General features: G+C 50.7%; 14 protein-coding genes and 1 riboswitch. Of the genes, 6 read left to right on the top strand and 8 right to left on the bottom strand.

The window, feature by feature from the left end:
• Window positions 1-11: 11 nt before the first annotated feature.
• Window positions 12-896: an EamA family transporter gene (locus tag J2Y43_RS22345; RefSeq protein WP_309987170.1), complete on the top strand. Its 885-nt coding sequence runs from the start codon at window positions 12-14 to the stop codon at window positions 894-896.
• A 24-nt stretch (window positions 897-920) separates the two neighbouring features.
• Here J2Y43_RS22345 and J2Y43_RS22340 read toward each other — a convergent pair whose 3' ends face one another.
• The 3 genes from J2Y43_RS22340 to J2Y43_RS22330 form a co-directional block, all read right to left on the bottom strand.
• Entirely contained in the window at window positions 921-1,709 is a 789-nt protein-coding gene (locus tag J2Y43_RS22340; protein WP_309987173.1) for a PhzF family phenazine biosynthesis protein, read from the bottom strand.
• A gap of 127 nt (window positions 1,710-1,836) precedes the next feature.
• On the bottom strand, window positions 1,837-3,387 hold the full coding sequence (treA, locus tag J2Y43_RS22335; protein WP_309987176.1) for an alpha,alpha-trehalase TreA: 1,551 nt from the start codon (window positions 3,385-3,387) through the stop codon (window positions 1,837-1,839).
• Window positions 3,388-3,427: 40 nt separating this feature from the next.
• Window positions 3,428-4,369, bottom strand: coding sequence for a M20/M25/M40 family metallo-hydrolase (locus J2Y43_RS22330; RefSeq protein WP_309987180.1), 942 nt, complete (start codon window positions 4,367-4,369; stop codon window positions 3,428-3,430).
• Window positions 4,370-4,517: 148 nt separating this feature from the next.
• A riboswitch (SAM riboswitch) is annotated at window positions 4,518-4,626 on the top strand.
• A 131-nt stretch (window positions 4,627-4,757) separates the two neighbouring features.
• Here J2Y43_RS22330 and metX point away from each other — a divergent pair.
• On the top strand, window positions 4,758-5,810 hold the full coding sequence (gene metX / locus J2Y43_RS22325) for a homoserine O-acetyltransferase (protein WP_223404049.1): 1,053 nt from the start codon (window positions 4,758-4,760) through the stop codon (window positions 5,808-5,810).
• A gap of 94 nt (window positions 5,811-5,904) precedes the next feature.
• Here the strand turns inward: metX and J2Y43_RS22320 are convergent, their stop codons facing one another.
• The 5 genes from J2Y43_RS22320 to J2Y43_RS22300 all read right to left on the bottom strand — a co-directional run bounded on the left by J2Y43_RS22320 (window position 5,905) and on the right by J2Y43_RS22300 (window position 10,890).
• Entirely contained in the window at window positions 5,905-6,675 is a 771-nt protein-coding gene (locus tag J2Y43_RS22320) for a glycerophosphodiester phosphodiesterase family protein (protein ID WP_309987182.1), read from the bottom strand.
• A 111-nt stretch (window positions 6,676-6,786) separates the two neighbouring features.
• Window positions 6,787-9,099 carry an FdhF/YdeP family oxidoreductase gene (locus tag J2Y43_RS22315; protein WP_309987184.1) on the bottom strand — a complete coding sequence of 771 codons (2,313 nt, stop codon included), beginning with the start codon at window positions 9,097-9,099 and terminating at the stop codon, window positions 6,787-6,789.
• Window positions 9,100-9,102: 3 nt separating this feature from the next.
• Window positions 9,103-9,465: a DUF7009 family protein gene (locus J2Y43_RS22310; RefSeq protein ID WP_309987187.1), complete on the bottom strand. Its 363-nt coding sequence runs from the start codon at window positions 9,463-9,465 to the stop codon at window positions 9,103-9,105.
• 2 nt (window positions 9,466-9,467) lie between these two features.
• Complete coding sequence (gene fdhD / locus J2Y43_RS22305; protein ID WP_309987190.1) at window positions 9,468-10,295, bottom strand: formate dehydrogenase accessory sulfurtransferase FdhD; 828 nt, start codon at window positions 10,293-10,295, stop codon at window positions 9,468-9,470.
• Between the two features lies 1 nt (window position 10,296).
• Window positions 10,297-10,890: a molybdenum cofactor guanylyltransferase gene (locus J2Y43_RS22300; protein ID WP_309987192.1), complete on the bottom strand. Its 594-nt coding sequence runs from the start codon at window positions 10,888-10,890 to the stop codon at window positions 10,297-10,299.
• A gap of 49 nt (window positions 10,891-10,939) precedes the next feature.
• Here J2Y43_RS22300 and J2Y43_RS22295 point away from each other — a divergent pair, with 49 nt between their 5' ends.
• The 4 genes from J2Y43_RS22295 to J2Y43_RS22280 all read left to right on the top strand — a co-directional run bounded on the left by J2Y43_RS22295 (window position 10,940) and on the right by J2Y43_RS22280 (window position 15,061).
• Window positions 10,940-11,983, top strand: a complete 1,044-nt coding sequence (locus J2Y43_RS22295) for a hypothetical protein (RefSeq protein ID WP_309987195.1) — start codon at window positions 10,940-10,942, stop codon at window positions 11,981-11,983.
• A gap of 76 nt (window positions 11,984-12,059) precedes the next feature.
• On the top strand, window positions 12,060-13,361 hold the full coding sequence (locus tag J2Y43_RS22290; protein WP_309987198.1) for a T9SS type A sorting domain-containing protein: 1,302 nt from the start codon (window positions 12,060-12,062) through the stop codon (window positions 13,359-13,361).
• Window positions 13,362-13,483: 122 nt separating this feature from the next.
• Complete coding sequence (gene mnmA / locus J2Y43_RS22285; protein ID WP_309987201.1) at window positions 13,484-14,590, top strand: tRNA 2-thiouridine(34) synthase MnmA; 1,107 nt, start codon at window positions 13,484-13,486, stop codon at window positions 14,588-14,590.
• Window positions 14,591-14,674: 84 nt separating this feature from the next.
• Window positions 14,675-15,061, top strand: a complete 387-nt coding sequence (locus J2Y43_RS22280; protein WP_309987205.1) for a hypothetical protein — start codon at window positions 14,675-14,677, stop codon at window positions 15,059-15,061.
• Window positions 15,062-15,151: the final 90 nt, after the last annotated feature.

Raw genomic sequence — 15,151 nt, 5'->3', positions numbered from 1 at the left:
TATTCTTGCGTGTGAAAAACATCGGTATCGGTCTTCTCTTTTCCATTCTCTGGTCGTCGGCCTCCGTGGCAACGAAGTTTGGTGTGCAATCGGCGGCTCCTTTGATACTGGCAAACGTTAGGTTCTTTATAGCTGGTATCTTGCTGCTATCATTTTCCTACCTGTTTGTCAAAGATAAAGCCTACCGGCTGCCTACGAAAAGCGAATGGCAGCAACTTGCGCTGTTTGGGTTCCTCAATACAACGCTTTACCTGGGTCTGTACGTGTATGCGATGAAGTATACCGCTGCCGGTATTGGCAGCCTGGCCGTATCAACCAATCCGCTGATCATTGTGCTGTTGTCGTCGTGGTGGCTGAGCAGGAAGCCAAAAGCCGAAGAATGGACCGGCATTATTCTGGGAATGGGCGGCGTGGCTGTGGCCACTTATCCACTGTTGGCCGACAGCTATACCACCGTAGGCGGCATTACATTATTGCTCATCAGCATGGTGGCGGTTTCGGCGGCGAGTGTTTACTACGCCACCGTGAAATGGGAGTTGCCTAATTTGCTCATCAATGGCTGGCAGGTCTTCCTCGGCGGTGTTTTTCTGCTGCCTGTGACATTGTTCATGGCCGATTTTAATACTACTAAACTAGACACCGTCTTTTGGGGCTCGGTATTGTGGCTCAGCCTCGCGGTTTCAATTGTAGGGTTGATATGCTGGTTTTACCTGCTTCGTATCGACACTGTCAAGGCGTCGCTTTGGCTGTTTCTGTGCCCGCTTTTCGGGTTTTTCTTCGCATGGTGGCTCATGGGTGAGCCCGTGACGATGTATACCGTCGGCGGTACGGTGCTCGTAGTGGCAGGCTTATATGCTGGCCAACGCACAAAATTCGCGGGAAATAAAAAAAGCTAGTCGGGGACGCCTAGTCGGGAACGTCTAATCTACCAGGATTTCGCCTTTGAGATACAACTTCGCCTGGCCGCCGATGTAAACCCGGTCGCCCTGCAATTCGCATTTCAGAAAACCACCGCGGTGCGAGAGCTGGCGTGCATTCAGTTGTGTTTTGGAAAGCTTGTCGGCCCAGTAAGGTATCAAAGTCGTGTGCGCAGAGCCTGTTACCGGATCCTCGTCAATGCCCGATTGCGGTGCGAAGAAACGGGAGACGAAATCTACCTCGTTACCTGCGGCCGTCACGATCACACCGCGCGCCGGAATGGTAGACAGGATAATGATGTCAAAATCAAGGTCCCTCACCACTTCTTCCGATTCGAGCACGACCAGATAGTCGGTTTTGCCTTTGTAAACTTCCAGCAGCGTCGTGTTTTTCAGGCTTTCTACAAGCCCGGGAGGCGGTACGGCAATGTGGTATTGGTCCACGGGGAAGTTCAATGTGAGCCAATCCTCCTTGCAATCGACGGTGAGCACGCCGCTCCGCGAATCAAAGCTGATGGATTGCCCTTCGTAATTCTGAATATTGAAAATCACATACGCTGCGGCGAGCGTCGCATGTCCGCAGAGATCTACTTCTACCGTAGGCGTAAACCACCGGATATGGAAGCCGTTTTCCGTCGGGACGTAGAATGCGGTTTCGGCGAGGTTGTTTTCGGCAGCGATGGCGAGCATCGTTTCTTCCGGCAGCCACTGCTCCAAAGGAACTACTGCGGCAGGGTTTCCACCAAACAACTTATCAGTAAAAGCATCGATTTGGTATATGGGAAGTTTCATGAAGTCAAATGGGCTTGATAACAGCAAGGTATTAAAAATATCCGCTATGGGAAGATTTTCCTGCCAATTTTTAATATAATTTATTGGAAATAGATAAGAAATCAAAGCGCATTTCGTCGAAACCAGACTAGTGCTTGCGGTTTTTCATCCGGAGGTAGACTCCGTTCGTCCAGCCGAATCCTTCCTGGATTTCGTACTCGCCGCCTCCGGCGATCAGATTGGTGTCCGATACATTATACTTTTCGAGCATCTTTCCCGAATGCCTGAACTCCTTCTCGATCAGTCCCAGCCATTCGTCGCTGAGCTCATTGGCCGTCCTGTGGAAATTGTAATTACGCAGTCCTTTGTAAACGATCCATTGCAGTGGAGCCCAGCCGTTGGGGGCGTCCCATTGCTGCCCGGTGCGTACCATGGTCGTAAGCAGTCCGCCCGATTTGAGGAAATTGAGCCTGATGTACGCACGCACATAATGCGAGTGCGGCTTAGGCGCGAGCTTAAAAAACAAGGGAAAAGCACCTGCAATGGTGATTGCTTTGGTGAAATCCCTTTTCTGGAAATCATAATCCATGTAATAATTCCTGGACTCATCCCAGAAATAGGTCTGAATGGCGATATTCCGCCGCCGTGCCTTTTCTTCATAAAGCAAATGCATACGCCGGTTATCAGAGAGCAGGTACGCTTCCGCAATGGTTTTTTCCAGGTGGTAAAGCAGGCAGTTCAGGTCCAGCGGCAGGATGTCGGTCGTGTGGATAGAAGCAAAATCGGTTTCATCGGCAAACCACCGGCTACTGAAATCCCAGCCCGATTCCGCGGCCGCCCGCAGGTGGCGGTAGAGGTCTTCGGGAGTAGTTCCGTACTTTTCGTTGGCCTCCCGTGCGAGCTCGGTGTCCTCGCTGTACGACTCCGGGCGCGGGGTAGCCTTGTCGTCCCAATAGCGGTTCAGCAGGGCGCCGTCGGGAAGGTATACGAGGCGCCGGTGAGCTGTGAATGGCTCACACGGCTCCAGGCAGCCATCCATCCAGTAATCGTATTCTTTTTGAAGTTGCGGCAGGTATTTTTTCAACACCTTTTTGCCCTCCATTTCACTGAACAACCTTACCATCAGCGAAAAGAACGGCGGCTGCGAGCGGCTAAGATAATAGGTCCGATTGGCGGTCGGTATGAATCCGAGGGTGTCAATCAGATAGGCGAAGTTGTTGAGCATGTTTCTGATCAACTCCACGCGCCCCGACTCTTTGAGTCCCAGCATTGTAAAGTAGCTGTCCCAATAATATATTTCCCGGAAACGCCCGCCCGGCACCACATAAGGGTGGGGCAGGGGAATGAGCGACCCGCCCCGTTCCTGGTTTTCGGGCTGGCGGGTGAGTACCGACCAGAGCTTGCCGGCATGCTCGGAAACCGACTCATTCTTGTCGGAAATAAACTCCGAGGCAATCTGAGCCGGCATCCTGAAATGCGTCCGGACGAATGTTTCCATGTCAAAGTCCGGCTGGTCTTTTTCCTGGTGGTACCGCTCGATAATCAGTACCGGGTCTTCCAGAGGGATTGCATCGGCGAACGTTTTGGAATCGGAGAAAATGTGGCTGCATTGCACGTCACGAAATAGCGTTCCGTACAACTCTTCGGGAGAGATGTGAGCCTGGCCGTAAGTGAATGATGGAGCAACAAAACCGTACAAAACAAACTGATTTTAGGGGTTCACCCGCATGGTTAATGACTTATTTGACTTCTGTAAATTTGAGTTTTGGTAATAACATCGCATTCTCGATGAGTTTAATTTGAATACCCAGAATCCCCGCCTCGGCATTGGCATCGATCTTCTCCGCATCGTCGGTCGGCTTGTGGTAATCGTCGTGGCCGCCGGTATGGAAAAACAGTACGGGAATTTGCTTGGCATAAAACGAACCGTGGTCCGAACCGCCGCTTCCCGCATTATCCGTAAAAAACTTCGTATCGCTCTTTACGTCCTTGAAAACCGCAGGCCATTCGGCGCTGGTACCGTAGCCGCCAATGCCGACGCCCCGTTTCGCGTCGTATCGTCCGATCATATCCATATTCGACATGAAGTTGATATCGGCCAATGGCAATGTCGGGTTGTTCACAAAGTACCGGGAGCCTACGAGCCCCAGTTCTTCCGCCCCGAAAGCGATAAAAAGGAAGTTATAAGGTTCCTTTTTGTCATTTCCCGAAAAATACCGCGCCAGTTCGAGCAATCCGGCTACGCCCGATGCATTATCATCGGCCCCGTTGTGGATCTGTCCTTCGGGCTTTTCGGCCTTGGAGCTTCCCTGGCGGCCCAGTCCAAGGTGGTCGAAATGAGCGCCGATGACGATGGTATATAGCGCCCCGTTGTCGAGAAAACCTATTACATTCCTTGCCTCACGGATGCTGTCGGGCACTACCACGCGCCTGATTTTGGCTGTAAAAGGCTGGTAATAGCCTTCGGTTCCTTTGGGTAAAAGGTGGTACTTTTTGAATTGTTTCGCCACATACTTCGCGGCTTTCTCATTCTCCTTGCTTCCCGTGCCGCGGCCTTTCATCTTATCGGAAGCCAGGTACGAAATGTGTTTGCGGATGTTCTCCGGTGAGGGTGAAACGGATTGTCCAAATGCCTGCGCAGCGCCGAAAACGAGCAGCAGACTGTGAAAAAAGATTCTCATTCTACTAAAAATGGTTGACGGGCAAAGATAAGCTGCCGCGGCACGAGCGGTTCTCGCGGAAGGACAGAATTTTTGCATTTGCTTGTATTTTCAGGCATCCGGGCTTAATATTGCACCATCAATCAATTGCTTCCCTTATGCGGCGGTTGATTTATAAAGAAGAGGCGAGAGAATGGGCTCTATGAACCTCTGGCAACCTGCTACCGCTACGGAGAAAGGTGCTAATTCCCACCTAAGTTTATTAGGAGATATAAAATCAATTCGTGTGCTCTTACAGTTAGAAATTTCCGTAAGCCGATTGGCTTTAGTCTCGCAGCTACAACCGAAAATTTGTGTTTCGGCTGTCAACTTAACCATGTGTTGAATTTAACCACGTGCTGTGGCTCTTATGCAAGCGGACCAGAAGACATTTAAATACCCCTATCCTTACGCGCTCGAAATGGGGGGCGAACTGCCAGGATTTGAACTCGCATACACTACCTACGGAAAAAGGAACGCCAACGACACCAATATCGTCTGGATTTGCCATGCGCTCACCGGTAGCTCCAACGCCCACGACTGGTGGGATGGCCTGGTAGGAGATGGTAAATATTTTAATTCGGACCAGCATTTCATCATCTGTGTGAACGTGCTCGGTTCAGCATACGGGTCGACGGGGCCGCTTTCTGTGAATCCCAGGACAAACCAACCCTACTACCACACCTTTCCGACCCTTACCGTGCGGGATGTGGTAGGAACGCTGGATCTTTTACGGCAGGAGCTCGCTATCAGCAAAATCAAAATCTGCATTGGCGGATCCCTGGGTGGGCAGCAGGCATTGGAATGGGCGGTTGAAAAACCGGATCTGTTCGAAGAGCTGATCCTGATCGCTTCCAATGCATTGCATTCGCCGTGGGGTATCGCGTTCAACGAATCGCAGCGGATGGCGATCCAGGCGGACCCTACCTATGCCGAAGATAGCCCGGAAGCCGGCGCTATGGGCATGCGTGCGGCCCGGTCGATCGCCTTGCTGTCGTACCGTAATTACGATACTTACAACTTCACCCAAGCCCGAGATAATCCGGACCAGATTGATGATTTCCGGGCGTCGTCGTACCAGCAATACCAGGGCGACAAGTTTGTGAAACGTTTCAATGCATTCTCCTACTGGGCGCTGTCGAAGATCATGGACTCGCATAATGTGGGCCGCAACCGAGGGGGCATTGTGCATGCGCTCGGGCTCGTGAAGGCGAAAACGCTGGTACTCGGTATCAAATCCGATTTATTATTCCCGCTTTCGGAGCAGCAGTTTCTGGCCCGGCATATTCCCGATGCTGCATTTCAGGAAATCGATTCGCTTTACGGCCACGACGGCTTCCTGATCGAATACAAGCAGCTTACGCAGGTGATCCGTGCATGGCAGGAGACGAACGGGCAGTTGCAGATGGCGCGCATTCGTTAGGGTATTCAGGATTTAAAGGCATTATATCAATACAAAAAGCGAAACTCCCGACCGGCAACCGATCGGGAGTTTCGCTTTTTCCTGTATTCCCAAATTACTTCGAAAGGCTCAGCAGCAACTCAGGCTCGTTGGTAGTAATGTAATCCGCATCCTTTTCGAGGAAGTATTTCAAATCCGCTTCACTATTGACCGTCCACACGTTGGTAGTGAGCTTTTTCTGGCGCATTGCGGGAATGTAGTCATCATGTTTCTTCAAAACGCTGAAATGGTAGTCGATACCGTCGAGCCCGGCAGCCTGGATTTCGTCAGGTGTTTTGTCGCCATTCAGGTATTCCACGTGGGCTTTCGGGGCGAGTTGCTTCACTTTCAGGCACACATCCCAGTCGAATGCGATGTAATCGGTGATTTTCTCCACTTTCATTTTCTTCACCAAATCCACGCATTTCGTAGCCAGTGCCAGTGAGCGCTCTTTGCTGATTTTGGAAGTTTTAATTTCCAGGATCAAACGCGTCTTCTTCTGCTTCGAACCCGCTTTCAAATAGGCCTCCAAAGTCGGAAGCGATTCGCCGTTAGCCAGTTTGATCTTCGAAAGCTCGGCCGAATTGGTCGTTTCGATATTGGTTCCCTGAATGGAATGGTCGTGCAGCACGTACAGAACCGAGTCGGCCGACATATGCACATCGAACTCGCTGCCATAGCAACCCAGTTTGATCGCGTGTTCCAATGCGCCGATCGAGTTTTCGGTAGCACCGGTATTTTTCCAGGCGCCGCGGTGCGCGATCACCTTGTTTTTCTTTTGAGACATACCATCCATCGACACCAGGCTCATCAGCCCGATTGCAAGCATTAAAAATCCTTTTTTCATTGTATTCAATTTAAACTTCCTTAAAAAGACATTTTTCGGCACATTTTACCCCCAATGCGGCAAAATTACGGCAACTTGGGCGGGTGTCTGTTAGGTCAATATTAAGTTATCCTAAAAACCCTGGTGCGGTGTAACCGTTAGAACTACCATTTTGGACGTAGGCGTATTGCTCTTTTCCGCGACGCTCGTGATGGGTACCAGCACGTTCGTTTCGGGGAAGTATGTGGCTGTACATTGCTCGGGAATAGGGTATTCCACGACCACAAACTTGTGAGCCACGCGCGCTACGCCGCCATGATCGTTGTGCAAATCCACCAGATCGCCGTTTTTCAGGTTGCGGTCCCGCATATCCTTCGCATTCATCAGAATCACGCGCCGTTCGTTGTAAATGCCCCGGTAGCGGTCGTTCAGGCCGTACACGGTGGTATTGAACTGATCGTGGCTGCGAATGGTCATCATCATCAGTTCGCCTTCTTTCAAATGTTGCTTTTCCGGCGCTGCGATGTGGAAATGTGCCTTGCGGGTAGGTGTGTCGAAGTCACCCGACCGGTTGCAATTGGGCAGATAGAAGCCACCAGGTTGCCTTACCCGCTCATTATAGTCCGCAAAACCGGGGATTGTGCGCTCGATGTCCGCGCGGATAAGATCGTAATCTGCCGCGTACTTATCCCAACTCACTTTGCTGCGCTCGCCCAAAGTGGCCTTTGCAAGCCTGCACACGATTTCCGGCTCGCTCAAAAGGTGTTTCGAAACAGGTTCAAGCACACCGCGCGACGACTGGATCACGCCCATCGAATTTTCGCACGACACAAAGCGGTTCTCGCCATTGCGCATGTCCTTGTCGCTCCGGCCGAGGCAGGGTAATATCAGTGCCTCCTGCCCGTGAACGAGGTGGCTGCGGTTCAGTTTGGTGGATACATGGACAGTCAGTCTGCATTTCTGCAAGGCTTCGGCAGTAAAACGCGTATCGGGCGTGGCGGAGAGAAAGTTGCCGCCCATGGCAAAAAACACTTTCGCTTCGCCGGCGTGCATGGCTTTAATGCATTCCACGACGTCATAACCATGTTTCCGCGGCGGCGCGAAATGGAAGTTGTGCTCGATGGCGTCCAGCAGCTTGGCGCCGGGGCGCTCGAAAATACCCATCGTACGGTCGCCCTGTACATTGCTATGCCCGCGCACGGGGCACGTTCCCGCGCCGGGCTTGCCGATGCTGCCTTTCAGCAACAGCAAATTCACGACTTCCTTAATGGTCGCCACTGCATTCTTATGTTGCGTCAGCCCCATTGCCCAGCAGGCGATGATCTTGCTTTTTCCTGCGAGCACGCGCGCAACCTCCTGCACCTGCGCATAAGGTACGCCCGCCTGTGCGGCGAGTTCTGCGGCGTCGTACTGTTTCAGGTCTTGCAGGAAATCGTTATAGCCTTGTGTGTTTTGGTTGATAAAGTGCTGGTCAAAAACGCTGCCGGGAGCTTTTTGTTCCGCTTCCAGCAAGAGTACCTCAATGGCTTTCAGCAATGCCATGTCGCCATTGATCTTTACCGGCAGAAAAATATCGGTCAATCCTGGTTTATATCCCAGCACACCCACCACTGTTTGCGGGTTGTTGAACCCCATCAAGCCGGTTTCGGGTAATGGGTTAATGGAGATGATCGTCGCGCCATTGGCTTTGGCTTTTTGCAATGCGGTGAGCATCCGCGGGTGATTGGTGCCTGGGTTCTGTCCGAGGATCATGATCACCTCGGCCTCGTAAAAATCGTTCAGTGTCACGGAGCCTTTGCCAATGCCCAGCGACTCGCCCAATGCGGTGCCGCTGCTTTCGTGGCACATATTGCTGCAATCGGGCAGGTTGTTGGTGCCGTATTCGCGCACAAAAAGCTGGTAGAGGAATGCCGCTTCATTGCTGGTGCGGCCCGAGGTGTAAAATACGGCTTCGTCGGGCGAAGCAAGGCGGTTCAGTTCTGCTCCTATTTTTTCAAAAGCGGCATTCCAGGTGATGGGCTGGTAATGCGTGCCGCCTGCGGGCAGGAACATCGGCTCGGCAATGCGCCCTTTGCCGCCTATTTCGTAGTCCGAAAGTTTGCCCAATTCCTGCACGGAATGCTGCGAGAAGAACTCCGCGGTCAGCTTCTTTGCGGTAGCTTCCTCGGCAACAGCCCTGGCGCCATTCTCGCAATACTCGGCGATGCCGGAGCGCTCGTCGTCCGGGTCCGGCCAGGCGCAGCTCGGGCAGTCGAAGCCACCTTTTTGGTTGAGATTAAACAATGCCTTCATACCGCGCTGCAAACCTGCCTCACTCACCGTCATTTCCAATGCAGAAACCACTGCGGGAATGCCTGCGGCCACTTTTTTGATCGGACCTTGTTTCAAACCGGTCAGTTTTTCGGGATTTTCAGCACCCGGTATCGGTAGTGGGTTGTCGGACATGGTTCAGCAGGTTTTAGGATTGTCGTAGTTGTCGGACTGGTCTTCTGTGGCGTTGTCCAGGCATTTGAAATCTTTTTCAATCAGCATCAATAACGAACTGCCATCGCCCAGCGGCATATTTCCCTGAAACCCGACGGTATTGTTCGCAGCCCAGCCGGTAAGCAGCGTTTCAGGCACTTCCAGGGTGATTTTGTTATGCTCAAACCGCGCTTGCAGCTCAGTACCAGCCCACTTTTGCACTGCATAAATCAACTGCGCCGGACCGAAATCAGTCGTTTCTTCCAGGTATCCTTCATTTTCAAGTTGGCCTACTTCCGTTTTCGAAAGCCTGAAACGTACGGAATTTCCGTGAATGCGGATTTTCATAGTTATTGGATCCGGTGGTGGCCGGTATAAATGTTAAATTTGTCGTTTTTCAGAAATCCTACCAGCGTAATGCCGCTCTCTTCCGCCAATTGGACGGCCAGGCTCGACGGGGCGCCTATCGCCGCCACCATCCCTATCCCCGCCATCGTTGCCTTTTGAATGAGTTCGAAACTCGCCCGGCCGCTGAGAAGAAGAATATGCTTGTCAAGTGGCAGTTGGCCGGCCAGTAATGCCGCACCAATGACCTTGTCCAGTGCATTATGCCTCCCCACGTCCTCGCGCAGCATCAAAAATTGCCCAGAAATGTCGAAAAGCGCAGAAGCGTGCAGCCCGCCGGTAGTTTCGAATGTATTCTGGTGCTCGATAATCTGTTCTACAAGTCGGTACAACACCTCTTTTTTTAAAACCCAGTCTTCCTGTGCATGGGCATACACCGACCTGGTTTTGATCGCATCGATGCTCGCCTTGCCGCAAACACCGCAGCTGGAAGTGGTGTAGAAGTTGCGTTCCAGCGAACCTAGTTTCGGCTCGAAATCCGCAGAGAAGGTTACCACCACCTTGTTTTCATCGAATGGCGAATTCGCGACACCGTCGATCTGGCTTTTGGAATGGATAATGCCCTCGGTGAACAGAAACCCGGCGGCGAGCTCGCGATCGTTTCCCGGCGTTCGCATCGTTACCGAAATGCTTTTGCGCTCTTTTCGCCCTTCCGACTGAAATGCAATCTGTATTTCAAGAGGCTCTTCCACGGCGAGCTTGTCGTCGAGCTCTTCGGCGTTATGCCCGTTTATCCGGACGATTTTATGGCTGGTAATTGAACTGGTCTCCATTTTAAAAGTCATTTTCTGCTTCGAGTGCCCGTTTTATGGCTTGAAAATCAGCCGTCGTGTCCACGCTTAGCATTGTTTTTTCCGACAATGGCCGGTATTTTCCTGCATGCTCCCCTATTAAAAAACGCTGCAAGGAGCGCGAGCCGTTTTCGAAGGCCTTCCATAAAGCATTGCTTGCCGATCGCGAATACCATCCGAGCAACGGCTCGTAGAATCCGCTTGCATTATAAAAGGCCGCGGCGGGCAAATCCTTATCAGTATTATGCAGAAAATTGGCCAGCTCGTTGGTCGTGAGGTAGGGATAATCGCATCCTGCCACGAGGAAGTCATTCCCGGGAAAGGACTCAAATGCGGTGAGTAACCCGCTCATAGGGCCGGCTCCGCTATATTTGGGCAGGTCGGCCAGTTTCGGGTAGGCGGTACGGAATGTTTTGTATTGTTCCGCATTGCAGGAGAGGATCACGCGCTCGCATAGGGGCGCGAGCAGGTCGGCAACGTGTTCGTGCTGAGGTTTTTGGTAGTACACCAGCAAACTTTTATCGGTCCCCATTCTCGTGCTTTCGCCGCCGCAAATTACCAATCCGTATAGGCTCATAATGGCAAGTCAATCGTTTTAATCGGTCAAATATGCGTAACTTCCTTGTATGGAAATGGGTGATGTTAAAATATTAAAGAAAAAACCGATTTATCCGGTGAGCTCCGAGCTGCGCAAATACCTGCGTTTTTATCAGCGCGATGCCCGGCTGCCGGTGGCTTACCACGATTTGCTGAATTTTTACGAATCGTTTCCGGTGATTGATAAAAACGGGAAGGATACACTTTGGGAAAGCCCGCTCTACCCGCCGTATGAACTGGAACGCTTGCATGCCGGGCTGAAAAAGGTATATGCAATGCTCAAAGCTTCGGGTAACCTGCGCATTGTAGAGCACAAATACATCGATCGCATCGACTACTGCAAGTTCGGTAATTCCAACCCGTTCCGCATCAAGATCGTGAACCGGCTGAACGATATTTATGATTATTTCTACGTCAAAAAGGCCGATTCTTCCCGCATTTATGGATTGGAACTGGAAGAAATCTTCTCGCCCAATCAGGTTAATTACATCGTCGACGGCGAGACGCTGATCGAGGAGCATATTGCCGGCATTCCGGGTGACGAGTTCGCCCGCACGCGCATGCGCGACCCCGACTACAACCCGATCCGGATCGCGAAGGAATTTGTGAAGTTCAACGAGCGCTGCAAAATCACACTGCTGGGCGATATGCGTTCGTACAACTTCGTCATGCAGATTACTCCGGATTTCGACGATTTTCAGTTCCGTCTCCGCGCCATCGACTTCGACCAGCAGTTTTACGAGGGTAATCTGAAAGTATATATGCCCCAGTTTTTTAAGGAGAATTTGCCTTACGTGCAACTTGCGATGGAACACCTGACCGACAAAACCGTGGTGCAATATCAGCAGGAAGAGCAGTCGTCGATCATGTACCAGGCCAAAGCCGAGCGTTACCGCTTGCGGGACCTGCGCGACGTGTGTATCAAGGACAAGATATCAACCGCCGACAACATTCATCAGCTGCGCGAAAGCCTTGCAGCGCATTATTCCGATGATCACTACCACAAATGCGAGACGATGACGGAGATTATTGAATTGAATATTAAGAATGTAATCAGGATGGTGATTGCGTGAAAATTACAAATAGTTCTTGTTTTAGGATAAGTTTGTAACTTAGAGTAAAAGTGTTGTCACCTAAATCCTGAGACTGATGAAAACACGTTTCCTCTTTGTACTATTGGTGCTTCTACCAGCTCGTTTACTATTCGCTCAGCCGTGTGGGTATCCGAGTGTGAGCCTGACCAGTCAGGCAGATGTCGATAATCTGGCAACCAATTACCCGGGATGCACCGAGCTGAACGGAATAGACATGCATGGCACGAACGTCTCAAATCTGAACGGGCTTTCGCATATTACCTACATCGGGCGCATCGCCCTGAGCAACAATCCGCAACTGCAAGATCTTACGGGTTTAAGTGCTCTAAAAAAGGTCGAAACCCTGCAAGTGACGGACGGAGGGGTTAAAAGCCTTCTAGGACTGACAGCCCTCGATACAATCGGACATACGTTGTATATCAGGAGTCCCTTGCACGATTTCAAGGGTTTGGGGGCTGTCAAAGTGATCGGCAAAATCTTCATGCAAGGTAATTATCCTGCTCCGTATGCATACAATACTTCGTTCGAAGGGTTCGATTCGCTGGATAGCATCGGCACAATTGAGTTGAATACTCCGTCCGTTGAAAATTTTAAAGGATTGGAGAAAGTCAAGAAGCTGGGTACGCTCAGTTTGCTGAATATGTGGGTGATGACTGGTCTGGAAGGACTTGAAAATGTGAAATTTTCCAAAGGAATAGCTATCAAGGGTTCTGGTGCGCTGCAAAATTGCGGCGTGAAAAGTGTTTGTATGTGGCTAAGTGAAAACGGAGCGGCCAACCTGCAAGACAATGCGGCAATCTGTAATACGACGCAAGCGATTTTGTCATCGCCGGGGTGTTTGGTTGTATTTCCGGTAGAGTTAATTTCTTTCACAGGAATGATTTCGCCGGAGGGGAACAAGCTGCTGTGGCGCACAAGCTGGGAAACCGGTAATAAGGGCTTTGCCATCGAACGCAGCACCAATGCAGTCGCTTTCGAGGAAATCGGTTTCGTAGCTGGCTCGGGAGATTCGAAGAGCAATAAGGATTACATTTTTACCGACATGGGCGCCCAAGGAACGGCCTACTACCGCCTGAAACAGATCGATTGGGACGGTACTTCTCATTATTCTAAAATAATCGTCGTTAAGTCTGCTTCCAACTTGACGAGGGTCTACCCTAATCCTGCCAAGGGGTATTTGCATATCGACCAGAAAGGTCTCAACAGGAATTTTGCTTTGATAAACAGGCAAGGATTTGTGGTAATGGAATCGGCAGTTTTGTCGGCGGGGAAGCTGGACGTAAGCCATTTGCCCGACGATCTTTACATGCTGAAAGTTGGCGAGGAATCCTTTAAAGTCGTTGTAAAGAACAAATAGATCGGGATGATCCGTTTTATGTCTTATCTTTGCATTTTGGAACAATTGGGCGGATAGCGCTGTTGCTCCCTTTTCAAAACTATTAAAATCGGAAGGCATTCAACCTTCGCCAGATTACTACGATGAGTAAACACGGACGCATTCTTGTCGCTATGAGCGGCGGCATCGACAGCTCGCTCGCAGCTGTCCTTCTCCACGAACAAGGTTATGAGGTCATCGGAATGACCATGAAAACCTGGGATTACGCCAGCAGTGGCGGTACCAAGAAAGAAACCGGCTGTTGTTCGCTGGATTCTATCAACGATGCACGCAATATCGCGGTGGAGCTGGGTTTCCCGCATTATATTCTCGATATCCGCGCCGAGTTTGGCGATTACGTAATCGACCACTTCACAGGTGAATACCTCGAAGGCCGCACGCCTAACCCTTGTGTGCTTTGCAATACCCACATCAAATGGGACGCACTGCTCCGTCGCGCCGACAGGCTCGATTGCGAGTTTATCGCTACCGGGCACTATGCCAATATGCAGTTCAACAACGGCCGCCACTATGTTTCCAAAGGCATTGATGCCTGGAAAGATCAGAGCTATGTGCTTTGGGGCGTGTCGCAAGAAAGCCTTGCCCGTACCAAGCTGCCGTTAGGTTATTTGCACAAAACCGAAATCCGGGAAATGGCGCGCGAAAGAGGGTTTATTGATCTGGTCAATAAATCTGAAAGCTACGAAATCTGCTTTGTGCCGGATAACGATTACCGCGGCTTTCTGAAAAGGCGCATTCCCGGGCTGGAAGCCGAAGTGGCAGGTGGTAATTTCATCTACGCGGATGGTACCGTGGTAGGTAAGCACGAAGGTTACCCATTCTACACCGTCGGTCAGCGCAAAGGGCTCGGTATCGCATTAGGTCGCCCCGTTTTCGTGACGGAAATCCGGAAAGATACCAACGAAGTAGTGCTGGGTGATATGCCCGATCTTTTCCGCGACGGCATGAATGTGAGCAAATTGAATCTCCAAAAATACGAATCCATCGAAAAGCCGCTCGAAACCGTCACCAAAGTGCGGTACAAACACGACGGTACCCCGGCGATCATCGAACAAACCGGCCCGGATCAAATCGTGGCCCGCTTCCATGATGGCGTCAACGGCATTGCACCAGGCCAGGCCGCTGTCTTTTATGAAGGCGATGATGTGGTAGGAGGCGGCTGGATTATGAAGAGTTTCCGGCAAGAGTGAGAGTGGTGAATTATTTCTAAATTAGCTTCTCATTATCTACTCAAATAGTTCCTCTGTAAAGTTTCATCATCAACAAACTTACAGATGGATTTTAAAACCCTTCGGCGATTGGCCAAAGAACGAGCGAAAGAGAAGTTAGTAGTGACCAATACCGGGATATATCGCGAGGAGCTTGATGCCGAGATCAAGTTTAATATGGCTGGTATAAAGGAATGTATTAATCAGCCTTTCAGTCCCTATCTGGACAAGATAAATCTGATTATGGACGGATTGGAAGAAGCACTTGCTACTGCTACTTACATCGGTTTTACAACCTACCAGACACACCCGAAGGAGCACGTCTTAGGATATCATTATCTAGAAACAGAAATAGGCGGGAGCACCGCCTATTTCAATATTCAGGTAACCGTTCAAAAGCAACATTTCCTTTACTCTATCACGGAAACATTGCACTGGGACCCGTTAGAATAAAAAACACCTGACGTGCTTAGAGGAGTTGCAATCCAATGCCGGTTCAGGTGTTACACAAATATAAGACTTTTATCTGAAAAACAAGTCTTA

The sequence above is a fragment of the Dyadobacter sp. BE31 genome (assembly GCF_031457695.1).
Classification (GTDB): domain Bacteria; phylum Bacteroidota; class Bacteroidia; order Cytophagales; family Spirosomataceae; genus Dyadobacter.
This window is presented reverse-complemented; position numbering and strand designations above follow the sequence as displayed.

Excerpts from the sequence above, each read along its gene's own strand:
- J2Y43_RS22295 (WP_309987195.1), top strand. The coding sequence starts at position 10,940 with ATGGAAATGGGTGATGTTAAAATATTAAAGAAAAAACCGATTTATCCG.
- J2Y43_RS22300 (WP_309987192.1), bottom strand. The coding sequence starts at position 10,890 with ATGAGCCTATACGGATTGGTAATTTGCGGCGGCGAAAGCACGAGAATG.
- J2Y43_RS22320 (WP_309987182.1), bottom strand. The coding sequence starts at position 6,675 with ATGAAAAAAGGATTTTTAATGCTTGCAATCGGGCTGATGAGCCTGGTG.
- J2Y43_RS22310 (WP_309987187.1), bottom strand. The coding sequence starts at position 9,465 with ATGAAAATCCGCATTCACGGAAATTCCGTACGTTTCAGGCTTTCGAAA.
- J2Y43_RS22315 (WP_309987184.1), bottom strand. The coding sequence starts at position 9,099 with ATGTCCGACAACCCACTACCGATACCGGGTGCTGAAAATCCCGAAAAA.
- metX (WP_223404049.1), top strand. The coding sequence starts at position 4,758 with ATGCAAGCGGACCAGAAGACATTTAAATACCCCTATCCTTACGCGCTC.
- fdhD (WP_309987190.1), bottom strand. The coding sequence starts at position 10,295 with ATGGAGACCAGTTCAATTACCAGCCATAAAATCGTCCGGATAAACGGG.
- J2Y43_RS22280 (WP_309987205.1), top strand. The coding sequence starts at position 14,675 with ATGGATTTTAAAACCCTTCGGCGATTGGCCAAAGAACGAGCGAAAGAG.
- J2Y43_RS22340 (WP_309987173.1), bottom strand. The coding sequence starts at position 1,709 with ATGAAACTTCCCATATACCAAATCGATGCTTTTACTGATAAGTTGTTT.
- J2Y43_RS22330 (WP_309987180.1), bottom strand. The coding sequence starts at position 4,369 with ATGAGAATCTTTTTTCACAGTCTGCTGCTCGTTTTCGGCGCTGCGCAG.
- mnmA (WP_309987201.1), top strand. The coding sequence starts at position 13,484 with ATGAGTAAACACGGACGCATTCTTGTCGCTATGAGCGGCGGCATCGAC.
- J2Y43_RS22290 (WP_309987198.1), top strand. The coding sequence starts at position 12,060 with ATGAAAACACGTTTCCTCTTTGTACTATTGGTGCTTCTACCAGCTCGT.